This window comes from Lactiplantibacillus daoliensis (genome assembly GCF_005405005.1).
Taxonomy (GTDB): Bacteria; Bacillota; Bacilli; order Lactobacillales; family Lactobacillaceae; genus Lactiplantibacillus; species Lactiplantibacillus daoliensis.
In genome coordinates, this window is record NZ_BJDH01000008.1 from 83465 (window position 1) to 107807 (window position 24343).

At 44.5% G+C, this 24343-nt stretch carries 16 protein-coding genes; 5 read left to right on the forward strand and 11 right to left on the reverse strand.

The window, feature by feature from the left end; all coding sequences use genetic code 11:
- Positions 1-1163: 1163 nt before the first annotated feature.
- Complete coding sequence (locus FFM64_RS09995) at positions 1164-5288, forward strand: BspA family leucine-rich repeat surface protein (RefSeq protein WP_137607878.1); 4125 nt, start codon at positions 1164-1166, stop codon at positions 5286-5288.
- 101 nt (positions 5289-5389) lie between these two features.
- On the opposite strand, the gene FFM64_RS10000 is transcribed toward FFM64_RS09995, so the two are convergent.
- The 3 genes from FFM64_RS10000 to FFM64_RS10010 all read right to left on the reverse strand — a co-directional run bounded on the left by FFM64_RS10000 (position 5390) and on the right by FFM64_RS10010 (position 6966).
- Positions 5390-5929, reverse strand: a complete 540-nt coding sequence (locus FFM64_RS10000) for an acetyl-CoA carboxylase biotin carboxyl carrier protein (protein WP_137607879.1) — start codon at positions 5927-5929, stop codon at positions 5390-5392.
- 95 nt (positions 5930-6024) lie between these two features.
- Positions 6025-6345: a hypothetical protein gene (locus FFM64_RS10005; protein WP_223876949.1), complete on the reverse strand. Its 321-nt coding sequence runs from the start codon at positions 6343-6345 to the stop codon at positions 6025-6027.
- A gap of 150 nt (positions 6346-6495) precedes the next feature.
- A complete protein-coding gene (locus FFM64_RS10010; protein WP_137607881.1) occupies positions 6496-6966 on the reverse strand; it encodes an RrF2 family transcriptional regulator in 471 nt (156 codons plus the stop codon).
- 109 nt (positions 6967-7075) lie between these two features.
- Here FFM64_RS10010 and FFM64_RS10015 point away from each other — a divergent pair, with 109 nt between their 5' ends.
- The 3 genes from FFM64_RS10015 to FFM64_RS10025 all read left to right on the forward strand — a co-directional run bounded on the left by FFM64_RS10015 (position 7076) and on the right by FFM64_RS10025 (position 10329).
- Positions 7076-8272, forward strand: coding sequence for a DUF2075 domain-containing protein (locus tag FFM64_RS10015; RefSeq protein WP_137607882.1), 1197 nt, complete (start codon positions 7076-7078; stop codon positions 8270-8272).
- A 417-nt stretch (positions 8273-8689) separates the two neighbouring features.
- The gene (locus FFM64_RS10020; protein ID WP_137607883.1) at positions 8690-9199 is read left to right on the forward strand and encodes a YbhB/YbcL family Raf kinase inhibitor-like protein; all 510 of its coding nucleotides are present in this window, start codon (positions 8690-8692) and stop codon (positions 9197-9199) included.
- 218 nt (positions 9200-9417) lie between these two features.
- Entirely contained in the window at positions 9418-10329 is a 912-nt protein-coding gene (locus FFM64_RS10025) for a hypothetical protein (RefSeq protein WP_137607884.1), read from the forward strand.
- A gap of 51 nt (positions 10330-10380) precedes the next feature.
- Here FFM64_RS10025 and FFM64_RS10030 read toward each other — a convergent pair whose 3' ends face one another.
- From FFM64_RS10030 to FFM64_RS10055, 6 genes are all read right to left on the reverse strand, one after another.
- Complete coding sequence (locus FFM64_RS10030; protein WP_137607918.1) at positions 10381-12615, reverse strand: alpha-galactosidase; 2235 nt, start codon at positions 12613-12615, stop codon at positions 10381-10383.
- Between the two features lie 160 nt (positions 12616-12775).
- Entirely contained in the window at positions 12776-13399 is a 624-nt protein-coding gene (locus FFM64_RS12500; RefSeq protein WP_223876950.1) for a hypothetical protein, read from the reverse strand.
- A 577-nt stretch (positions 13400-13976) separates the two neighbouring features.
- Positions 13977-14345, reverse strand: coding sequence for a DUF1304 domain-containing protein (locus tag FFM64_RS10040; RefSeq protein ID WP_137607885.1), 369 nt, complete (start codon positions 14343-14345; stop codon positions 13977-13979).
- 81 nt (positions 14346-14426) lie between these two features.
- Complete coding sequence (locus FFM64_RS10045) at positions 14427-15569, reverse strand: MFS transporter (protein ID WP_137607886.1); 1143 nt, start codon at positions 15567-15569, stop codon at positions 14427-14429.
- A gap of 177 nt (positions 15570-15746) precedes the next feature.
- Positions 15747-17252 carry a multicopper oxidase family protein gene (locus tag FFM64_RS10050; RefSeq protein ID WP_137607887.1) on the reverse strand — a complete coding sequence of 502 codons (1506 nt, stop codon included), beginning with the start codon at positions 17250-17252 and terminating at the stop codon, positions 15747-15749.
- A gap of 493 nt (positions 17253-17745) precedes the next feature.
- A complete protein-coding gene (locus FFM64_RS10055; RefSeq protein ID WP_137607888.1) occupies positions 17746-18306 on the reverse strand; it encodes a matrixin family metalloprotease in 561 nt (186 codons plus the stop codon).
- Positions 18307-18541: 235 nt separating this feature from the next.
- Here FFM64_RS10055 and rpiA point away from each other — a divergent pair, with 235 nt between their 5' ends.
- Positions 18542-19219, forward strand: a complete 678-nt coding sequence (gene rpiA, locus FFM64_RS10060) for a ribose 5-phosphate isomerase A (RefSeq protein ID WP_137607889.1) — start codon at positions 18542-18544, stop codon at positions 19217-19219.
- A gap of 760 nt (positions 19220-19979) precedes the next feature.
- On the opposite strand, the gene FFM64_RS10065 is transcribed toward rpiA, so the two are convergent.
- Together FFM64_RS10065 and FFM64_RS10070 are read right to left on the reverse strand one after the other, a co-directional pair.
- The gene (locus FFM64_RS10065) at positions 19980-20630 is read right to left on the reverse strand and encodes a hypothetical protein (protein ID WP_171000381.1); all 651 of its coding nucleotides are present in this window, start codon (positions 20628-20630) and stop codon (positions 19980-19982) included.
- Complete coding sequence (locus FFM64_RS10070; protein ID WP_171000382.1) at positions 20602-24018, reverse strand: Ig-like domain-containing protein; 3417 nt, start codon at positions 24016-24018, stop codon at positions 20602-20604. Before FFM64_RS10070 ends, FFM64_RS10065 begins: the two co-directional genes overlap by 29 nt.
- Positions 24019-24343: the final 325 nt, after the last annotated feature.

Consider the following 24343-nt stretch of genomic DNA (forward strand, 5'->3'; position numbering starts at 1 on the left):
GACGGCTTCATAATACATAATTTTCCGATATATTCCAACAAATGAATTTTAGTTGAATTTATTAACAATCTTTGAATTCATCTGTCAATATAACGAATAAATAATATCCTGATAAGGCAGTAATCACGATTAACTTAATTGGTAATCGCCTAATTTTCATGCCATCAGAAAAGCCTTAACCACAGCAATCCATGCCGCTTTTTTGAAATGTCTGTTTCATTCATTAACCCGTATTTAACAGTCTAACAGTTCGTCAAAATGAAACTGATTAAATCAGTTTCAAGGATTTCTCACATTGGTTAAACTTAATTTCTTGATAAGCTTATCTGAACAGTTTATTACAGATATTTATTTTTTAATCAAACTGCGCTTCACAGTTTCTTCATCACATTCACAATTTCTTCAAGATTGAATCGCAAAAAAAACGGTGTAGCATTTCAGTCGATACTTTTTTTCTCAAACCACCAAAAATTTCCAATTTAGGAATCACTTTCAAAATAACTAACCCTAAAGCGATCCAAGCCAAAATGGCCACCTTACATCGCTAAATGAGTTAGTCCAATTTATTAACAATAAGTTTCAAAAAATAATAAATGTTTTCCGAAACCGTCTATATACATCGACATAACCAAATCGTTAGTTGATTTTTTTAAAAACAATTACAATTTCATTTTATATTTTAATTATTTTATACCATGAACATAGTATGTAGGAAATAGCTTGAATCGGAGGTGTATTTGGTTGACTTTAAAGAATCAGTCTCAGCCTATACGAATCACATCAGTTTATCGATTTTGACAATAATTAGGTTTTTTAATTAATTAAGACACCATTTGAAACCGTTTTCTAATTCTAAAATCTCCCATTTTGGTGCTTAAATTTCTTCAATAACATAATTTTATGTTGTTCCCTAATGACTTGTATAAAGGCGTTTATTCGGCATTTTTGGACGGTTTACAAATAAATATATTGATATAAAATACAAATTATAGATAGTTAAGCACCACAATAAGCAACACCATCAAAGTTTACCAGTAACTTCATTTACTTATTGATCACACCTATTTGATAGGTGTTTGTCAAAACAAACTGATTAAAACAGTTTACTAAGAAGCTACCTGTAACACTTTAATAGGTGAAATAATTTATAAGGGGATTTAATCATGACACAACCAACTAACACCAAGGTTCATTACAAGATGTACAAAAAAGGCCGTTTCTGGGTTTTTGCCGGATTGGCTGCTTTTACTTGGCAAATTAACACGTTAAACGCTCACGCTGATACTACTACCGAAACACCAATCGTAACGACTAGTCAGGTTAGCACCCAAAGCTCTGAAACCACACCATTAGCCACGAATACAAGTGTAACAACTGAAGCGACCGAAAATGACACCGCTAACAATGATACGAAAGCTGTCACTAGCGATACCGAAGTCACTTCGGATATGACGCCTACTACTGATAATGGCTCAGACGACAAGAAAACAACCGAAGTGACTGAAGATAGTTCGACAACTATAACCAATGATAGTAACCAGGACACAAATACAACTAGTGACAATCAGACTGACAAGAGCACCACGACCACTGATCAAGTTGAAACTAATGACGGTCAGGTCAATAATAGCGACACTGATGTTGACAATAGTAACGGCGAACAAACACCGGCACCTGACGAAACCAACACCACTAATCCAGATGAAACCACTAACGGTGATGATCAGACCATATTAAATGATGACAACACAACCGTTTCTGACCAGTCCGATACTGACACCAATGTGGCTAAAGATGACTCACTTGAAACTGTTCCAAACACCAGTGAAGACACCCTCAAAGTCGCTACACCAGAATCCGTTACCGTTCGGGCAGCGGCAACGGATGATATTGCTAGCGGGACTTATGGTGACAGTGCTTGGCGTATCGACAGTAACGGCGTCTTGCATATCAGTGGTGGAACTTTCGTCAATACTAATGGCAAAAATCCTTGGGCAGCCTACGCCAACAAAATTAAGGAAATCAACTTTGAAGACACTGTTAATGGCGCATCAGATTCTTCTGGTCTCTTTAGAGATTTAACTAATTTGACGACAATTACTAATGCAAAAAACTTTAATACTAGTAATGTCACTACTATGCAATCAATGTTTGCAAACGACAGTGCCCTAACATCGTTGGACATCTCACAATGGAACACGAGTCAAGTCAAAAATATGGCATCAATGTTTTATCACGTTAGTTCACTTAAAACATTGGACGTCAGTAATTGGAACACTAGCAAGGTCACTGATACTGGTGCAATGTTCAATGGAACCAGTTCACTAACTAGTTTGGATCTTAGTAAATGGGATACCAGTAAAGTAACCAATATGGCGGGAATGTTTATGGGTGATACTGCCCTAGTATCTGTCAGTTTCGCTAATTGGAACACTAGTAACGTGACAAGCATGCGCAGTATGTTCTCTGGTGACACTGCCTTGACCACGATTGATGTCAGCCAATGGGATACCGGTAAGGTGACTGATATGGGCTTCATGTTTGCTAACAACACCAGCCTAGTAACAGTGAATGTTGGTAACTGGGACACTGGTCAAGTTCAGAATATGAATAACATGTTCGCTTATGATCGCCTCATCACTTCATTAGATGTTGGTAAATGGAACACCAGTAGCGTGACTAATATGGGCTTCATGTTCTACAATACCAAGCTAAAAACGTTAGATGTTTCTAATTGGGATACGTCTCAAGTCACGATTATGGCCAGCATGTTTACCGGTAATACCATGTTAACCTCATTGGATGTTAGCCATTGGGATACAAGTAATGTGACGATCATGAATTATATGTTCTTTGGAAATAACTCCTTAACCAATCTAGACGTTTCTAATTGGGACACTGGTCAAGTTACCGACATGAGCTATATGTTCTATACGACTAACGCCCTGCAGTATTTGGACGTTTCGAAATGGAACACTAGCAACGTCACCAACATGAGTTTCATGTTCCAAAGTGCTTGGGTTCTCAGCGGCTTAGATGTTTCTAACTGGGACACCAGTAAAGTCACCGACATGCAATACATGTTTGCTTACGCTGAAAAATTAACCAATTTGGACACCGGTAACTGGGATACGAGTAAAGTCACCAACATGAGTTACATGTTCAATGGCGCTATTGGACTCACCAACGTCAATGTGGCTAACTGGGATACCAGCAGTGTTACTGATATGAACCACATGTTCTGGGGCGCAAATGTCCTCAATAATCTGGACGTGGCTAACTGGGATACCGGTAACGTCACTGACATGAGCTTCATGTTCAATAGCACTTGGATACTTGATGGACTAGATGTGGCTAACTGGAACACTAGCAATGTCACCAACATGCAGAACATGTTTGCCTACATGGAAAAATTGCAAAGTTTAGATACGAGCAAATGGGACACTAGTAAAGTCACTAATATGAGTGGTATGTTCGTCGGTGATTTCATGTTAACAACATTAGATGTCTCAAATTGGAACACTTCAAATGTCGAAACCATGTATGATATGTTTGATGGCGACTCAGCCTTAACTGCCCTAGATGTTTCAAAATGGGACACTAGCAAAGTGACCGATATGCGCTTCATGTTCTGGGGTAACAAAGGTCTGACCGTCTTAGACTTCTCTAACTGGGATATGTCGAAAGTCACCACAATGACCGACATGCTCACCAATACTAATTTACAAAAGATCATCCTAGGCAGTAAGAATAACTGGAGTACCGATACTGGTCTTCCAGAAATTACAGCCGACGATACCTACACTGGTAACTGGATTGATAGTAACGGTGACAAGCTAACTTCTAGCGATTTGTTGGCTAATAACGCAACTGGTTCTTATATCCGGGAATTGGTGGACAGTCAAACCAGCTTGGACACAAACGATGGCAACCTAGTGGCTGGACCAAACACCAACTGGAACGTCAGTGATGGCTTTAGCGGTACCGACTACAACGGCAATCAGCTCACAATTGACGATGTCACAGTTGGCGGTGATACGGTTGATACCAATGCTCCTGGTGTTTACAAAGTCACCTACACTTACACGGACGCAACTGGGAAAACCATTACAAAGACTGCAACGATTACGGTGACTGCAAGTACTGCATCCGTCGACAGCAATGATCAAACTGTTTCATTAGGTGATGGTTGGACTGCCGAAGATAACTTTGCAGGTAGTGATACGGACGGTTCCAGCGTTGATTTCAAAGATGTCACGGTCAGTGGCGATACGGTTGACGCTAACACGCCAGGCACTTATAACGTCACTTACACCTTCACCGATGCTGCCGGTAATGTCGTGACCAAGACAGTTAAAGTGATTGTCTACGGGATTACGCTAAATGAAACCAACAAAGAAATCTCAACGACTAGCAACTGGGACCCAGCAGACAACGTTAAGAAAGCTACTGATGGCGCGGGTAACGACCTTGCAGGTAGTGATTTAGCAATTACGATTAAGGACAGTAACGGTAACGTGGTCACTGACCTCACCAAGACCGGAACTTATACCGTAACCTATACCTTCATGACGCGCGCCGGTGAAACGTACGCCACAACCGCAACGATTGTCGTTTCCAACAAATCAAGCCTCGATGCTAATGATTCGACAATTACGGCCGGTGACACTTGGAATCCAGCGGACAACTTCGTTAGTGCGACGGATGAAAACGGCGATGCGCTAGACTTTAGCCAAATTACCGTTGACGGTGATGTCGATACCAATACCCCTGGCACCTACAAAGTCACTTACACTTATACCGATGCCAATGGCGACAGTATCAGTAAAGTAATCACTGTCACGGTTACTGCCAAAGATACTGGCGATGGTGATGGCGACACGGATACCGGTGATAACAACGGTAACGGTGGCACGGACACTGACAACAATAACGGTGACGGCGATACTAATACCGGGGACAACAATGGTAGTGGTAACACCGATGGTAACGGTGACAGCATCAACACTGGCAATACCAACAATGGTAACAATAACAGTAACGGCCAAGCCGATACGATTGTCACTACACCAACTAGTACTGCACCACAAGCTAACGCCAATGAACAAGTTAGCCTCAAGGACGCCGCTAAAAAAGTTGCTGCTCAAGATCAAAACTCATTGGACAAATTACCACAAACTGATGAAAGTTCCACACGGCACATCGCCGCTGCTGGAGCCGTACTCTTAGCACTTAGTGGTCTCGCCCTTGGCTTAGGCAAAGCCTTAATCAAGCGGCGTCAAAACTAACTCAATCGTTTACTAAAACACCCGTCACGGATTGTGGCGGGTGTTTTACATTGGTCAAAAAAAGTGTTAGTTGCCAGATTGCAGACAACTAACACTTTTGCTTAAATATCACTTGGATTATCAGGAATTAATTGAATTAATGGCTGACCAAAGTTAACTTCATCACCATTTTCAACTAGCAAGGCTTTAACTTGACCAGCTTGCTTGGCAACCACTGGCCGCATCATTTGCATCGCTTGAATCAAGCCGACTTGTTGACCGACACTGACTTGATCGCCAACACTGACATATGGCGTTTCTTCGGCTGAATGAGCCTGGTAGAAGATACCGACCACTGGTGCGGTAATGCACTCGGCTGGGTCAATTTCGTCCTCGACTGGGGCTGGTGCCGGCGTACTGATTGGTGTCGGTTCAGCGGTTGGCGCAACTGGCGTATCCACAATTGGTTCTGGTGCCGACTGAACTGGTTCCTCAGGCGCTACCGGCGCATTTGGTAGTGGTGTCGGTTGGGTATTGACCACCGGTTTGCCATGTCCTTTTTTACCCATTTGAATTTCAAATTCTTGATCACGATATTCAAAATTAGATAAACTGCTTTGTTCAAACTTATCCATCAGTTGATAAATCTTATTTAAATCCATCAGACAACCCTCCAGTAATTTACACTTATCATACCACCAAGTGTCTCACAGGATTGTTGTGGAAGTGTGAATCCTTGATTAAGAATTTCTCAACTTTAAGCGGAAGCCAGTCCGTGCGCGGCAGTCACAACTTTAAATAAAAAGAGTGGGGCTGGTGATTTACCGGCGTCCGCATAAGCTAAAACCGCATCAACGTGATCGAGCTGCATGAGCCGATTATCCAACTGCCATAAATCACGTTGATAATAATCACGACAATATTGAACTAAGTTCGTCAGAAAGTTGCCAATCGCTTCATTAGCGGTATCACCACGGCCATCAACGCCCCAAAACTCGGCTGATTCCAACCAGAAACGTTGCTCCGACAATTCGCGGTAACGACCTTCTTCATGAATTAACACTAAACGTGGTTCCATTGCCAGTCCCCCTCTAAAAGATGCCTTGCCTTTAATGTCATTAAAGATAGCATCAACCGAGCCGACTGACAATTCCAAACAACAAACTCGTTTGAAATTAAGGTTCTTAACCTGGAGCACCTTAATTTGCAATTAGCTCAGTTGTTTTACTTAAGAATCTAAACCGCGTTCCTTGGCTAAAAAAGTACCATGGTGTTCAATGTCTCGCTGTAAATCTGCCATAGTGAATTGATGATAATACGCCCGATATTGCCGGTCCGCAACCGTAAACAAATCGGTTAACGTCTCACTAATATTGGCCGCAATTGGTGATTCCGTGGCTTCATCATCTGTCCCAGAATGGCCGGTAATAAAGCGCGCATAACTAAGCGTCGGTGGAATTGTTAAGTCATACAGATCCCCCAAGTTCATTTCAGTGAGCGCTTTTTCTAGCTGATAGCCCCCATTTTTACCGACCGTACCGATTAAATAACCCTGCTTATGTAAAACGGATAGAATATTACGAATCATGACGGGATTTAAATGTAATGATTGGGCCAGCTCCCGACTGGACACCTTGTTAGGGCGATGGGCGTCTAAATAGAGCAAACTATGCACCGCCACGGAAAAATCAAGTTTCATAAAATCCCTCCTACGACTAAATTGGTTAGTTTTATTTTACCACCATCTGTAAGGATTACCATTTCAATTAGCCCACGCATTACGTTATAATGCGCACAGGAGGCTTTCTATGACATCAGAACTTAGCGCGGCGACCTTTAAACTAGCGGATCAAGCCGCTTTATCGCCAGCGCAACAGCAATTGGAACAAACCTTACTAACTTTTATCCGGAAACATCGGCAACAACCAGATACTGGCCTGTTCGTCATTCACGGTGACGCCGGTACCGGCAAGAGCGCCGTACTAGCCGCGGCCTTCAGTCGGTTACAAGCTTTAAGCCGCAGCGAAAAACCGAATGACTTACAAAATACGACTAATTATCTGGTCGTTAACCATAACGAGATGCTCAAGATTTATAAGCGACTCGCCGGTGATGATCCCGATTTACGAAAAAAGGACTTTCAAAAGCCAACACCGTTAATTAACCGACTCACTAAAACCGACACTATGGCGGATGTCGTCTTTATTGATGAAGCGCATCTCTTGCTCACGCAACCGGATCGCTACAATAAATTCACTGGACACAACCAGCTAACTGAACTGATAAAACACAGTCGTGTCGTTGTTCTCGTCTTCGATACGCGGCAAGTTTTAAAGCTAAAAAGTTACTGGCAAACGAGTGATCTAGCGCCATTTTTGGCGCTATATCCACATGAAACTTTTAATCTGGATGAACAATTCAGAATGAATGGTAACGCCGATGTTGTGAACTGGATTGACCAGTTTACACAAGGAAACCTGTCACCCAAGCCTGTCGATAAACAGTTTGACTTCAAAGTTTTTTCAGACGGTCAACCCATGTATGACCTAATTCGCCAACGTGACCACGAAGTCAGCTTATCGCGATTGGTGGCGACTGCGGACTTTCCATACGTCGTTAACCACGGGACTTGGTACGTGACTGCAGGTAGTCTCAAGATTCCTTGGGATAAAGTCAATTTAACAGATGATCCTTGGGCATTGCGATCAGAGACGCTCAACGAAGTCGGCTCAATTTACACTATCCAAGGTTTCGACCTCAACTATGCTGGCGTGGTTTTAGGACCATCTGTAGGTTATGACGCGGCCACGGATACCGTTGTCGTCCATCCCGAGCGGTACGAAGATCAAGAAGCGTTCAAGAACCGCGATGACCTTGGTAACTTAGCGCCATTAAAAGCTCAAATCATTTTTAATTCGATTAATGTGTTAATGAAGCGCGGCCGCTATGGTCTATATTTATACGCCGTTGATCCGGCATTACGGCAACGCTTATTAGCGTTATAATACAATCAACAACACTGGATATTACTTTAGTTTGCCACTCTGGTTGGTCCAAAGTTGGCTGGAACGTGGTGGCCACGTTTGTGAGCCAAAGGACGGTCTCACAAGCCGGGCTTTATCTAAGGCGCAAAAACAGCGCCAAAGATAAACGACACCACTGAGCCAATTTTGGCCCGCCCGACGTTAGATAAGTTTCCTGTTTTAGAAACTAAATCCAGCCGAGAGGTTCGCCCCTAAAATGCTCAGCCATGAAATTGGTCTTAGTACGGGTGGTTTTTCCCGGACTTAGACCAAGGCCAGTTTTAAAGACCGCCTTTTGGCTTTAAAATGGCCCATGGCGTTCCAGCATTTTAGGGGCGAACCGGCAGGCGAAACGTCACACCAGTACCCAGTGCCATCAACTGTAAGGAGGAATTTTTGATGAAAGTTTCAATTCCAACCGAAAATGGTGTCCTGGCTGCCAAGTATTCCAAGCAAGCCGCACCAGAATTACAACTCAAGGGGCACCCAATCGTCTCATTTCCAATCCATATCGAAGATGTTCCCGCTGACGCTAAAAGCTTAGCCTTCGTTTTTTACGATGACGATGCCATTCCAGTTAGTGGCTTCACTTGGATTCATTGGATTGCTGCCAATATTCCCGCCGAGACAACGGATATTCCAGAAAATGCTAGTCAAACTGGTGCCGTAGCTATGGTTCAAGGTAATAACTCGACCGCCGGTGGCTATACTGGCGAAACTGATCTGACCATTACACAACACTACGTTGGCCCCTATCCGCCAAATGAAGATCACGATTATACCTTTAAACTTTACGCCTTAGACACCGAATTACCCCTACAACCTGGTTACTGGTTAAATCACTTTTATAAAGCTAGCGCTGGACACGTGCTAGCGACTGCCACAACCGTCGTTGTCGGAAAAAAATAGTTATTTACAAAAACCGTTACCAATTCATTTTGGTAACGGTTTTATATATTTATAGAATTATTTTTGCAATATTTCGATTATCGAATTTATCTAAAAGGATCACAAAACGGCAGCATTAGCACCAGAATTCAATTTAACTCTGTGATATAATCAAAAACGTTGTCATCAATTAAATAACTATTCTATATCAAATGATTTAAGGAGGATCTTAGTTTCAAATGCATTTAGAGAAGACTGAATTGCGTGACTACCTCGTTGGTTTTGCCTTAGTCCTTAGCATGGTTGGCATTGCTACTTGGTTACACGATTACGAAATTATTTTACCAGAAATTGGCGCCTTAACGGCAGGTATGTGGATCTATCACAAGCGTGACTGGATTCGCCAACCAATTAAGATTTTTCTAGCGCCATCCGGCACGGCGGTGATTGGCTTCATCATCAATCTATTGCCACTCAACTATCCGACTAAAGTCGTGACCACCCTGCTACTAATACTCGTCTTATTAAGAAGTTTACGATCGACCCTAGCGCCTTCATTTGCGACTGGGCTATTGCCGATTATCGTGAACGCGACACACTGGTCCTTTATCATCGCAATTTTTGGGTTCACACTGATTCTCATGGCTGGTGTGTTATTCCGCGGCTTGTATCACGGCATTCCTGCAGGTGAACCGTTGTCTATTCGCCACATGAGTATTTTTCTAGTCGCTGGAATCGTGTGGGCCGGTTTAGTTTGGTTAAGTGGCAATCCACAAATGGCGGCCATCCCACCAGTATTAGTGGTGTTTTTTGAAGCACTACAGCAACCAACTTATCATGGCAAAATGGCCCTCAAGCAAATCACTGCCTTAACTGGCGCTGCCACGCTTGGAGTCCTTATTCACCTCGTCTTCGCCTCTTGGCTATTAACCACACTCATTAGTTTGCCACTGGTTTTTATTTTATTGGCACTATTAAACTTAAAACTACCGGCCGCCTATGCATTTCCATTATTAGCCCTGGTTTTACCGACGAACATGTTTAACCATTTGCCACTCGCTGCCTTACTTGCATCCAGTTTCTTCTTAGGAATCGTCTTTACCTATAAGCAAGTCATTAACCGTGTTCGGGTAGCCACTGAAAATGACTAAAAACAGCACGCCTGCGACCATTAATTGGGACGCAGACGTGCTATTTTTTCTTTAATCTACCGCAATCAAATGATATAGATGTGATTGAAAATCACCGCGTAATTCGGCGGTATCTGCATTCGCACCATTAAATTGATCCGGTTCACGGAGTCCGAACTTTTGTAATAACCGCCCACTAACAATGGGACCATCGTCAATTTGATAATGGCGCTCGGCACTGACCATTGGCAAACTAATCGTCGCTAACACCGTTGGATTGGGACGGGCTAACTTACGATAAAACCCCACAAACAATTCGGTCTGGTCCGGATTTGTCACGCTCCAAGCAACCGTATTGGCAGTCGGTTCTATTGGTCGTAACTGCTGGAACTGACCGTTGACGAAGAGCTGACGATGTTGTTGATAGAATGTGATATTGGCTTTAATCGCCGCTAGTTCATCCGCTGACAGCTTCGTAATATCCAGCTCATACCCTAGTGGCCCAAAATCAGCTACATTTTGCCGTAGTGCTAACGACGTTTGCCGGCCGACTTGCGCATTCGGAACTGCCGAAACGTGATTGCTGAACGCCGCTAAGGGGTAAGCTAAAGTTGTGCCAGTTAAGATACCCAGCCGTTCCACCGCATCACTATCGTCGCTCGGCCACATTTGTGGGCTGTAAAAGAGCAGGCCTAGATCAAAGCGTCCACCACCGCCCGCACAGCCTTCAATTAATAAGTCTGGAAAATCCGTTAAGATTTTTTGATACAACTGATAAACACCCAAAATATAGCGATGATAAAATTCTGTCTGCGGCAAGCCTTGTGCCGCTAGATAAGGCGAGTACGCTTCAGTAATATTGCGATTCATGTCCCATTTCATAAAATCGAGCTGAGCCGCTTTAATCACTGGTTTCATTTGGTCATAAATAGCTTGCACCACCGCTGGATTCGCAAAGTCTAACACATACTGATGCCGACCAATCGCCGTTCGAGGATATGGATGTCGCACGACCCAATCCGGATGATCACGATAAAGTGGTGTATCTGGTGACACCATTTCTGGTTCAAACCATAAGCCCATTTGCAGGCCCATTGCGTGAATTTGCGTTGCAAAATGACCGATACCATTTGGAAATTTGTGGTGGTCAACCCGCCAGTCTCCTAACGAGGTCCAATCATCATCCCGATGACCAAACCAGCCATCATCAACAACAAAACATTCCATTCCCAATTGCTGGGCTTGTTTAGCCAAAGTTAGCAATTTCGTCTCGTCAAACTTAAAATACGTCGCTTCCCAATTATTGAAAACAATCGGTCGAGGCCGCTGTTGCCATTGATGCGCCACAATGTGTTGTTGGGCGAGCGCTTGCGTTTCACTGATCAAACCATTGATTCCGGCATGGCTGTAATAGAGCACCGCTTCCGGCGTGCTGAAGGACTCTCCAGCCGCCAACCGCCAGCCAAAATAAGCCGGACTAATCCCAGTCATCAAGCGGGTCTGTTGCCATTCATTCACTTCTACTTGAGTCAAAAAGTTTCCCGAATAGATTAAATTACTGGCGTAAACGTCCCCGTGATTTAACTCACGACTGCGCATTAACGCGACAAATGGATTATGTTGATGTCCCGACGCCCCGCGCAAGGACTCCACCGAAACCGTCCCCTGAGCCAGATTATGTCGTTTAATGCCACGTTCTTTCAGCCACGCGCCCGCTAAGTTGACCATTTCAAATTGATCATCCGGTAATTCCAAAGTGGCACTCATCATATTTTGAATCATGACTGGTTGGCTACCAAGATTCGTCAGCGTACTACTACGTACAATCGCACCATGGTCCTTAAAAATCGTGTAATACTGAATCAGTTTCAACTGGTGCACTTCGTCAATCAAAGTCACCGCAAGCTGTTGCGCGTCTTGGTCACCAACCGCATATGTTGTCGGTTGAGCCAATGAACGGGGCTTCGTCGCCGTCACCGTATAACTTTTGTAAATAAAGTCTAGGTACCAAGGCTCTTGTTTCACACTAACCGCCAACGCCCCACGCCGAAAATCAGACGAACCGTACACCGGACATTCTTGCGCGCGGTCCGCCAAACTGAAATCACCCGTTTCAATTGAATAGGCCACAACTCCAGCTGAGCGGCTGCTGTGCCGTTGTAAATAGGCGACATCCGCGTCAGTCAGCTTTCCCAACGTCTGACCATAGTACAAGTGTCCCAATTGACCATTTGGCATGACGTCCAGTACGTAACTGATTTTTTGATTATGTAAATGAAAGACTTGGTCCCCAACTAACTCAATCATCGTGCTACTTTTTAACCCATCCATTTTGCGCCCACTTTCATCTTGACTCGCCGACTCAACTATTTACCCTTAATTATTTCACAACTAACCAACCAGACACTAGCAATTCAGCTTATGAAAAAAGCGCTCCATCAGGACACCCCCAATTAAGCACCACGACTTAACTCGTCGTCAGTTCTCCTAAAATATAGGTAGCAATCATTCCCACCAAAATTCCCGCAACAGCTGTAATGACCAAAATCCACCAACTAATCGCGTCCACGCCCAGCGCAAAGAAGGATCGATTCCAAGGTCCCCAAACGGGTAACCAGGCGCCCAGTAGATGTAACTTTAAAAAGGCAATCGCAATTAATGGACCGCTAATCAAAGTTGCCACTACCCCATTCAGCTGTCCTTGACTTGCTAAAACCAGTGAAATCAGATTTGGCAGATAAACGATAATATTCACTAATAATAATGCCAACGTAAAATGATAATTCCAGCCCATCGCTTGACGCATATGGTCACAATCATGAATTGCAATTACTTCTAGCATTGCTAAATTGGTGATCATCAAACTGTAAACTTGGCTCAGCGTCGGCTCATGACCAGAAAAAATTCGATTCTGCCGAACGGTGTGCAAGCTTCTCCAACCAACCAAGACAATTGTTAGACCTAATAGACCATGAATAACGACCCCAAATGGGCTTTTCCCCAGCCACATCAACCAAGTTGCCATGATTTCAGTCACCGCTAATGCAACGATTAAGAGCCAACTAATTCCTTTTCCAATTCGTGATGTCATTTTGAACATCCCCCTCTCACCAGTTGATTAACCAGTGTTAATGACTTCTAAATTGTAACGCTTTCATTGACTAATTAACAGAGCTGAACGGCAAACAAAAAAACACCCACATCATCTAGCGATGGGGTGCAGCTCAACTATCTATGATACCGTTTCGCCAGTCATCCGGACTTTCCTGTGGGGGGAACGGTCACAGCCATAGTACGGTCTGTGGCCTCGCCTCAAAGCCGAAAATACACGTCTTTAAGGTCGCCCTGTGATCTAAGTCAGCATAAAGCGCTGACTAACATCACCGTCACGGGAAAGTCCGAATAACTTGCTACACTCAAATTGAAATGATTATTATTTGAGTTCCAAAAACAATTCCAGCCGCAAGTTGTCAGTGACGAAACCTGCTATGTAAGTGGCTTTAGAACAGCGATTTTCTATTCTTAGGCCACCGACGACTTTTAAAATTTGCGGTTTGGGTAAAGCTTAAAAGCGAGGTTTCAGACGTCCTATGGCTGGAACCGGTCGCCATAGCTGGTGAAGTCACTGACAACCGCAAGCGAAAATTTTCCAGTTAATTAGTCATTGTTTAGGCTAAATAAATCAAAACAAACGCGATCAACGCGGGCAATCCTTGTACGACGATGATGGACTTGCTGGCAGTGACACTACCATAAGCTGCTGCGACCATTACGCAGGCTAAGAAAAACAACGTCACGCCCATGCTGGCCGCTGCCGGCACTACGAATAAACTAAAAAGAATCCCAACAGCTAAGAAACCATTGTATAACCCTTGATTTTTAAACAAAGTCTGGACTTCTGGCTTTTTCAATAACTCTCGTGAAACACCGAATGCTGAGGCGGCCATTTCGCTGTCCGCATTAAACATCTCTAACCATAAGATAAAAAAGTGTTCCAGCGCGACTAAACACGCCATAATTGTTGCTGCAAGTGCCATTTTCATTTCCCCCTGTTAGAACAATTTCATTTCCCAGTCTAACAGACTCAACAGGTAGTTAACAGTATTTCTGAATCGCAATTAAGCAAGCCAGCGTCGACTTAGTCCCAGCGATAACCCAATATAAATCAAACCAACCACGGCCAACACTAAGAACATCCCTTGATACTGAATATCTTCGACCAGCGCACCAAGGACAACTGCACCCAATCCCATGCCTAAGTCATAAGAATTCAAAAACATGCCAGTGGCAGTATCGCGATTTTCAACGGAAGTCACTTTAAAGACCCAGGCTTGTAAGGTTGGATAAATTGCCCCATCAGCAACCCCATAAAAGATACCCGCCACCACTAGCAACCAATTACGATCAATGAACGCAATCATGACCATGCCGACCGTCAACAATACCGTACTGATGAGCAAAACTAACCGCGGCCCTCGTTGATCAAATGAACGCCCAACAATTGGTCGAATCACGACACCGGCCACCGCAGCGACAAAGAAAAACCACGAGATAGCCGTAAGATGCTTAAGCTGCGCATATATTGGCGTAAAGGTCATCACACCGCTCATTAAAACGCCTAAAATAAATACCAAACTACACTGAGGGATAAATTGACGATCAAAGATGGCGGCCTTTTTCGCTGTATGTATAACCGGTTGCTTCGGCTGTGACGTCCCCAAAATGGCTAACATTGCCGCAAACAAAATGCCAATACAACTTAAAAAGAAGGCCGTAAACGAAAACTGTTGTACAATGGCTAATGCCAATAATGGCGCTAATGACGCCGTGACCATCGTCCCAATACCAAAGTACCCCATGCCCTCACCGATTTTATTAGCTGGCAACTCAGCCGCGGCCGAAGTGGCGAAATAAGTTGTTGTAATGCCGTGTCCTAGGCCATTGAATAATCGTAATAATACCAACAGGCCAAAGCTACCTAACAAGGGGTAGCCAACCGAAGCCAATAAATAGAGTAGAATCCCAACTACTAGCAATACTTTCTTACTAAATTTTCCTGAAAACCACGGGACAAATAAGCGCGTCAATAAAGCCGCAAACATAATCGCACCAACAAAAATCCCAATTTGAGCTGGTGTTAACCCCAGCTTTTTCCCAAACAAAGGTAACACCGGAACTTGCATGTTATAGACCATAAATAGCAACGCGTTACCAATCAAAATTAAAATAAAATTCCGACTCCAATAGGATGTTTCTTTCACAATTTTTCCTCCCTGAGAAGACAAAAAACGACCAGATAAGATTGTTGTTGCTCATCTTATCTGGCCGTAACCCTCCGATACGCCGCGGCGTACCTTATCTAACTTTAATGTCTTCCGATAGTGTTATTTATTTAGCTTAATTTTAGCGTATCTATTTACTGAAAAGCAAGCGCTAATTTACATTCCTGGCATCCAAACATCTTCTGGTTTAACGCCTTGTTCTTCGGCAAACGCATTCCGCAAGGTTGTCATATCCATCAAATGATACGTCTTTGGATGGTCTGGATCATAAGATTCAATTTGCGCCATCATCCCACCATCTTCATGTTCAATGATGTGACAATGATACATGTAAACCCCAGTCAATTTGAACCGAACTTTAATCCGGACCGTTTCACCAGGATTGACACCGACCGTATCCTTCCAACCATGTTCATTTGGATAGACAGGGCCGCCATTCCGTGACAACACGGTAAATTGCGTCCCATGTACATGGAATGGATGCACCATCCCGTTTTCAGTACTATTAGTGTTCGTAATATCCCAAATGGCAACGTCGTTCACTTTTTGACGAGCGTCGATGCGTTGCATATCGAACTTTTTACCGTCCATTGCGACTTCTTCATCCATCCCGTCCATTGTAATCTTCCGAACAGGTAACCCAGGTGTTGGCGTTTCATCAGGAATATCCACGAGATGTGCCGGCAACTTAGTCTCATCAGGGGTAAATGCCTTGATGCGGAAGTGGCACAATGGGGTATCGTCTGTCATCAACGTGACTTCATCGCCAGGTTGATATTTACCAAAGTCGATCACGATCTCATCACGTTCGGCACAGGTAATCATTAATTTGGTGAGATCAACGGGTGCTGGCATAATTCCGCCATCCGAAGCGACCTGTGCAAATTCCAAATCATCGTCAAAGTGTAAGCGCCATTCACGGCGGTTCGATCCATTTAAAATCCGTAAACGAACACGTTGCGTCGTCACGTCAAAGTACGGATTGACGGTCCCATTCACGAGTGCGGTATGCCCTTGGACACCATCGGGATCGTAGTCGGCACGATAATCAAATTGGTTGTCTTCATGAAATTCACGATCTTGCAAAACCATCGGAATATCATCGACACCATAATTACGTGGTAATGGCAATTGGTCTTCCACATCATCTTTGACGAGCACCATCGCGGCTAACCCTTTCCAAACTTGGGTGGCCGTTGATGGACATGGATGGGCATGTAACCAAATCGTTGCCGCTGGTTGATCCACATCAAAATCAATGTGATTCGTTTTTCCAGGATAAACTGGCGCATGACAACCACCATCGGTAATTGGTCCGGGCACATTTAAACCATGCCAGTGGAACGTGGTTAACTCTGGCAACTCGTTCTTCAAATCGATATGCGTATGCTTACCGTTACGAAAAACAATTGTTTGACCCAAGAAACCAGCATTATAGCCCCAAGTCTTGGTCTTCTTACCAGGCAAAAATTGTGTTTCACTCGCTTCAGCAGTCACCGTGTAATAATCATCCGTCGCTGTTTGCTTATCTGGCTTCAACAGTGGTGGAATCACTAATGGTTGTGGCGCTACTTTCGGCGTGACCAGTGGAATATAGCCCCCATCATGAGTATTGTAAGCTGGTTCATCAAAAAAATAATCTGTATAGACTTTCTTTGCCATCTCGACATCCCCTTAAAATTTTAAACCGTATTTATCAGTTGAGTCTTTGATTGGTGTCAGCGCTTACTAACACGTGACTTTAGTTTAGAATTATTTTAAAGAGGTGTCAACGCCTGGACTGTGCTTTTTCGCCTACCGGTCGGGGTCTAAATTAGCTATTTGCATTGCTAGTTAATAATCAGAATTAGCACTTTAAATTTAACAATTATTTAACGACGGACGGGTTAGAATTGGCTCAGTGGTGACATTTATCTTAGGCGGTGGTCCCACCTTAGATAAAGCCCGGCTTCTGAGACCGCACTTTGGCTCAGAAGCGCGGCCACCACGTTCCAGCTAATTCTGACCCAACTAAAAGTGACAAACAACCACAAAAATGAGCCTGGTTTTCACCAGGCCCACTAAAGGCGCATCGCTTGCATGATACTGGTTGTGGGGTCCAACGCTGTGCCTTCAAATCGACAGCTAACCGCCAACTATGGCTAAAACTCTAAGCCTACGAATGTCTCCCTACTGGCGTATGGTACCGTCTCTCAACAGCGTAAATGTCATTACGACTAATCCCGTTATACCGATTATTGGCTAGCATGACACTGTTTCTCGCAGTGCTATGTTGCAGCCCCATCACATGACCTAACTCATGTTCAGCGACGTGAATCTGATCGTAGGTCGTATAATGATAGGTTGCCAAATTTCTAGTCAATAACAGCACTCTTGCTTGGGTAAAGTACCCATTTCTCGGACCAGACGTAAAAGTAATCCCAGCCAACATATGATATTGACCAGTGGTCGCACCGCTTGTCGTCAACGTGACTTGATGATGGGCGTATGATCCTGGCACAAAATGAAATTGCCCCGTTGCATTCCAAGCCCGAATGGCCGTCGCATAAATATAGCGATAATACGATGACCCACTGACCACATAAGTTACTCGTGGCGCTCGCCAACGACTGGTTCCAAACGGTGTCGCTGTAGAAGCATCCGCCACGACCCCGAGATTCAAAACTAATGTGGTCGTCAGTATTAACACACCTAATCGAATTCGCTTTCTCTTCATTGCCGTTACCCTCTTTCACCACAATTAGGGTAGCTATCAATGTACATTCATTTTAAGACGTGGCTTTAATCAAATAAATTTTCGCGTTTCAATTTATCATAAAATAAGTCTATTAATTACTAACTACTTGTAAGTTAATCGCGCTTTCTGAAGGCTAGTGCTATCATGGAATCAGTTCATCTCAGTCGTCCGAAACAACCCATGGCGACTCACTATATTTCAGGAGTGATCATTAATGTCTATCAAACAAGCCATCGTACAGCAGGCTTTACCTTTAATCAAACCCGGCATGATCGTCGGCTTTGGTGGTGGGTCGACTGTTGCCGAACTCGTCAAAGAAGCTGCTAATCATGTGAATGACATTCAAGTTGTCACACCATCACCAACCACACGCCAGCTGGCAACCGTTTTAGGTTATACCGTCATTGATCCACAATATTGTGATCGAGTCGATATTGCTTTTGACGGTTGCGACCAGCTTGATACGCATGGCTCAGCCTTAAAAAGTGGCGGCGGCATCCATACCAACGAAAAAATCATTGCCACTTTGGCAGATAACTACTGGCTATTAACCGTCAAATCAAGACTCGTTCAAGAGCAATTTGACCCCAAGACGCCCCTCGTGCTCGAAGTCTTACCTAAAGCGCTTGCGCTCGTGATGCGCGCCATTACTGAACACGGCGGTCAAGCCAGCATCCGTACTGCGGCTAATCGTGATGGCATGACATTGACCGATAACGGCAATTTTTTGATTGATTGTCATTTCCCAAGTTATAGCCATTTAACAGCTTTGAACACTGAGTTTGCAACTCTCGCCGGGGTGGTCGAAACGTCCTATTTTGACCACTTAGTGACTAACGCTATCCTCGGCGACGAAGCGACTGGCACGGTTAGTCAGTTATTTGAAGAATAATACCTGAGAACAACAATCGTTAATTCACTGGTACGTTTCATCCTTCCCACAACGTCACTATCATCGTGGCGTTTTTTGTTTCCAACTAAAGGTTGTAAGTTGAAAATTTTGTATCTGCGCTACTACGTCAACAATCGGACGATGAGAAATAATCGATTACTGCCGCTTCCGGTTGTTGCTGATAACATGCGGACGAGGGACCGGTTCAAGCCTTAGGAACGTCTTGAACCTCGCCCGGAAGCTTTGCAAAAACCGCAAATCTCCCGAACCGTCCGTGGTGTAAGGCCGGCAAAAATGCCGGTCAAACGCCACCTGCACATCCGATACTATCGGCAACAACCTCCAACTAAGTCAGTAGTTCTTTTTTGGATAAATCTGTTATTTACGCTTAGCGGAGTCAGTCGAAATCGGTGTGCAGTGTCGGCAAGATTAGGCGGCGTTCTTGGCTGACTAATTTTGCGGGGCACTTCAAAGACGTGATTTTCCGGCTTTGAAGTGAGGCGCCAGACCGCACTTTGGCTGGCGTTGTCCCCCACAGCACACCGATTTTGACTGACGGAGCGCTATATTTGAATGAGTCCTACTTTAGACGTAATTGCTACGTTTGTGAGCCTTTTGCCCTTTTGTTACCAAGACAAAAACAACCCGGCGATTCTAGCATTGCTAAGCAATGTCAAAATCGTCGGGCGTGATGCCAACTTGCTAAACAAGCTTGTTGGTATTGGGTTGAGGTTGCGATAGGGCAATCCACCTTTCTAAATTACAATAGTCGCCGTCGATAATCAAAATACCCTAGTGTTAAGCCTAACAACAGTGCTAAGACACCAAGAATCGTATCAATAACCGTATTACGACGTTCACTAGTCTGTGGCAAACGACCAGGTGTCGGATTATATGGTGTTGGTACTTTCGGCGTCGTCACATTTGGCGTTGCTGGTGTCACACCCGGTTTAGCTCCTGGCTGCGCTGGTTGAACTGGCGTAGTCGGACCTGCACCAGGTTTGCCGGTTGTACCCGGATTGGTTGGCTTAGTCGTGTTGGGATTAGTCGTTCCTGGCTGCGCAGGACCTGGTGTTGCAGGTTGCGTTGTCCCCGGTGTGCCAGGTTCAGGTTTCCCTGGATTTGGTTTAGGCGTTGGTGTTGGCTGAGGCACTACCGCTGGACGATCAATTGACGCACTCGCACTCGCGTTATTGCCGTTGTCATCGCTGTAAAGCGCGGCATTGTCAAAGACTGCAGCGCCAGTTGGCGTATTCGTCTTCGTCTGATACGTCAGCTTCAAGTTCGTAGTAAATGTTCCGGCAAACTTAAAGGTCACCATCTGACCAGTCACACTGACAGTCACAGCTACCGTCTGGCCAGCTTCATCAACGGCCTTGGCACTATTCTGCCACATAAGTTTGATTATCACTAAGTTCATCCGTAATCACTGGGTTAGCGAGCTCATTGCCATTCGCCGCAATCGCTAAAGTCCAATTAATCTTCGTCCGATCATTCATATCGGCCCAAGCAGCCACTTTAGTCATGGTGACTGGATCGCTAATCGGTTCAACCGGTGGATTCTCACGATCAATCGAACTACCACCTTCAGCGTGATTACCATTATCGTCTTCGAATTCGGCCGCGTTTGCAAAGACTGCCGCACCCGTTGGCTCATTAGTTGTCGTCTGATAGGTTACCGTCAGATCACTGGTCAAGCTACCGCTGAGTTTCATCGTCAAAATATTGCCGGTGACTGTTGCAACGACGGGCACCGTAGTCCCATCGGCAGTCTCAACTTTCACACTATCGGCAACATAAGTCTGGTTATCACTCAATACGTCAGTAATCACTGGATTAACTAATTGGTTGCCATTGGCCGTAACCTTGAGTTGCCAATTAATCTTCGTTTTATCGTTTGGATCGCTCCAGACCGCGGTTTTAGCCATTGTGATTGGCTCTTTGGCTGGTTCAACCGGTGGCGCTTCACGATCAATCGAACTATTTGCCTCCGCATGATTATTGTCGTCATCATCCAGCACCGCCACATTCGCATAATTTGCCGCACCAGTCGGTGAATTCGTTGTGGTCTGATACGTCAGTGTGAAATCACTGCCATACTCACCAGAAAAGCTAAATTTCAACTCATTACCAGTTACCGTAACCGTTACTGGCATCACCGTACCATCCGCCGCAACAGCTTTCGCACTGTCAGCGACATAGGTCTGCTCACCAGCCAGCAAATCCGTAATCACCGGATTCTTCAATAGGTTCTTGTTCGTGGTTACTTGCAATTGCCAGTTAATCTTCGTCTGGTCATTTGGATCAACCCAAGTTGCAGTCTTCGCCATCTCAATCGGAACTTTTTCAGGTTCCTCAGGTGGGGCTTCACGGTCAATCGATGTGTCAGTCTCCGCATGATTATCATTATCATCAGTGAAGACTGCCGCATTATCAAAGGTTTCTTCACCGGTTGGCGCATTAGTCGTGGTCTGATACGTTAACGTCAGGTCACTCGTCAAAGTTCCTTTAAACGCAAACGTCAGCTGACTACCAGCAACACTGACCGTTACGGGAACGTTTTGCCCAGTCGCATCAATAACTTTGGCGCTATCAGCAACATAGGTTTGATTAGTACTCAACTGATCCGTAATCACCGGATTAATCATCTGATTGCCATTGGCCGTAACTTGTAATTGCCAGTTAATCTTCGTCTGATCGGCTGGATCAACCCAAGTAGCGGTTTTCGTCATTTCGATGGGATCCTTAACTGGCGGCGCTTCACGGTCAATCGACGCATTAGCTTCCGCATGGTTATTATTCTCATCGTCAAGCACAGCGACATTATCAAAGGTTGCTGCCCCAGTTGGCGTGGTCGTTTGAGTCTGATACTTGATTTCCAGATCAGTTTCATAATCGCCACTAATCTTAAAGACTAGCTTCGATCCATCAACTGTCACGGTAAATGGTAACGGTCCGGTAAGATCACGAACTTCCGCCGTCCCATCAATATAAGTGTGATTTGGACTTAACACATCGGTAACAACTGGGTTGACTAACGTATTCTCATTAGCATCGACGTCAAGCATCCACTTGATCTTCGTTGGATCAGTTGGATCAGCCCAAGCAGCTGTCTTGGTCATACTGATTGGTACTTTAGGCACTGGTGTCGCTTCACGCTCGATTGCCGCATTGGCGGAAGCACGATTACCAGCTTCATCGACATAAAAAGCAATATTAGTGTATGTCGCTGCCGTACCAGCTTCATCAGTCGTCGTCTGATAGGTCAGCTTTAAATCCTCAGTATAAGTTCCGCTAAGTTGGAACGATAACTCCGTCCCATTTGGCGTCGCCGTCACCGGAATTGTTGCACCAGACGCCGTCATCGCTTTGACACTGCCACCAACGTAAGTCTGGTTACCACTCATCTTATCGACAATCGACGGATTAACTAATTTGTTCCCATTGGCAGCCACCGCCAACGACCAGTTCAACTTGGTTTTATCATTCGGATCAGTCCAAGCAACCGACTTCGTTAACCCAATCGGATTAGGGGTCGGCTCAACGGTCCGGTCAATATCGGCGTTAGCACTCGCCTTGTTGCCACTGTCATCCGTGTAGTCAGCGTTATTGGTAAATGTTTCTAGGCCACTGGCCGCATTAGGCGTCGTTTGATACGTCAAATGTAAACTAGTGGTGAAGGAACCAACCGCCATGAAAACAATCGAATTACCACTGGTACTAACAGTCACTAACTGATATTCCCCTAAAGAATTAACCAGTTTGGCGCTGGCAGTGACATAAGTTTGGTTAGGACTGAGATGATCCACAATTTGGGGGTTAACCAAAGTATTCCCATTATCATTAACCTTAATCGACCAATTCAATTTCGTCTGGTCGTTCGGATCAGCCCAGCTAACTGACTTAGACATCGTTATCGGTTCAGTTTCATTAGGCGTTTCTGGCTCTGGATTTTCCGGCTCAGCCTCACGATCAATCGAAGCGGTCGCCGAATCCTTATAGCCACCATCATCCGAATAAACGGCGTTGTTAGTAAACGTGTCCGCACCCGTCGGTAGTTTGGTCTGTGTCTGATACGACAATACAATGTTACCAGTGTATGATCCAGTCAACTTGAATGTGACACTATTGCCAAAGTAGCTCGTTGTCACCGCAACTGGGATCGTTTGACCGGCCGCATCCGTGGCTTCGGCACTCCCAGCAATATACTTTTGGTTGCTGCTAAAAGTATCCTTGATCACAGGATTCTTCATCGTCGTCCCATCATTGGGTTGCGCGACAACCCGCCAATCAATCACTGTTGGCGTTTCTGGATTAGACCAACTTGCCGATTTCGTCATGCTGACAGAACCCGCAACTTTGCTCTCCACACCAACCTTGATCCAACCATGTCGGTTCGTCCGATATTGCAGGCTGCTATTTAGTGTAATCACACCATACGACGCACCTTGATTAATATGAGCAGTCCCAATCGAACCAGAACCACTGGCTGCATACAAGGTGAAATCATCCGGTTCCGGCACATTAATATTGGGTGGTAGCTCAAACGTCATGGTATCGCCCTTTTTAACACTGGCACTATCGGGAATGCTCCAACTATAGTCGACCTCGTATTCGCCAGGCGGTAAGACTTCATCGTGCGTGTAAACTTTACCAGTACTATCTTTAATCACTGCACTATTGACATCTAAGCCAATGGCTTCGGTAATTTCGCGTGCTTGCCCAATCACAGGTGGACTAAATACCATCAGCGCTAAGCCAGTCACCGCGAATAATATAAATCGCCAAAACTTGCGCATCTTCATTCTCCTCCATTCAGTTTATTACCAAGCAAGCACTACTCACTTGATACCCAAAAGTTACCACGCCTGTACTTTATAAGATTAAGACAAGGTCTCATTCGTTAAGCTTACTAACCGGCTGTAACCCCGGAAAACTAAGGATTTCATAAAATTAGTAATTATTTAAATTCAATCTAAGCACTGTGAGCTAGTATTCAATCATCGTCATTAATAAAAGCATTCATGGTTCAATTATCACGGTATTAATAGTCATAACTAACATTGGACCAGCAAAAAAAAGACTAGCACAACGTCACTAAACTGTGACCTCGTACCAGTCTTC

Bases quoted from the DNA above. Each gene is read 5' to 3' on its own strand.
- FFM64_RS09995 (WP_137607878.1), top strand. From the start codon at position 1,164: ATGACACAACCAACTAACACCAAGGTTCATTACAAGATGTACAAAAAA.
- FFM64_RS10000 (WP_137607879.1), bottom strand. From the start codon at position 5,929: ATGGATTTAAATAAGATTTATCAACTGATGGATAAGTTTGAACAAAGC.
- FFM64_RS10005 (WP_223876949.1), bottom strand. From the start codon at position 6,345: ATGGAACCACGTTTAGTGTTAATTCATGAAGAAGGTCGTTACCGCGAA.
- FFM64_RS10010 (WP_137607881.1), bottom strand. From the start codon at position 6,966: ATGAAACTTGATTTTTCCGTGGCGGTGCATAGTTTGCTCTATTTAGAC.
- FFM64_RS10015 (WP_137607882.1), top strand. From the start codon at position 7,076: ATGACATCAGAACTTAGCGCGGCGACCTTTAAACTAGCGGATCAAGCC.
- FFM64_RS10020 (WP_137607883.1), top strand. From the start codon at position 8,690: ATGAAAGTTTCAATTCCAACCGAAAATGGTGTCCTGGCTGCCAAGTAT.
- FFM64_RS10025 (WP_137607884.1), top strand. From the start codon at position 9,418: ATGCATTTAGAGAAGACTGAATTGCGTGACTACCTCGTTGGTTTTGCC.
- FFM64_RS10030 (WP_137607918.1), bottom strand. From the start codon at position 12,615: ATGATTGAGTTAGTTGGGGACCAAGTCTTTCATTTACATAATCAAAAA.
- FFM64_RS12500 (WP_223876950.1), bottom strand. From the start codon at position 13,399: ATGACATCACGAATTGGAAAAGGAATTAGTTGGCTCTTAATCGTTGCA.
- FFM64_RS10040 (WP_137607885.1), bottom strand. From the start codon at position 14,345: ATGGCACTTGCAGCAACAATTATGGCGTGTTTAGTCGCGCTGGAACAC.
- FFM64_RS10050 (WP_137607887.1), bottom strand. From the start codon at position 17,252: ATGGCAAAGAAAGTCTATACAGATTATTTTTTTGATGAACCAGCTTAC.
- FFM64_RS10055 (WP_137607888.1), bottom strand. From the start codon at position 18,306: ATGAAGAGAAAGCGAATTCGATTAGGTGTGTTAATACTGACGACCACA.
- rpiA (WP_137607889.1), top strand. From the start codon at position 18,542: ATGTCTATCAAACAAGCCATCGTACAGCAGGCTTTACCTTTAATCAAA.
- FFM64_RS10070 (WP_171000382.1), bottom strand. From the start codon at position 24,018: ATGCGCAAGTTTTGGCGATTTATATTATTCGCGGTGACTGGCTTAGCG.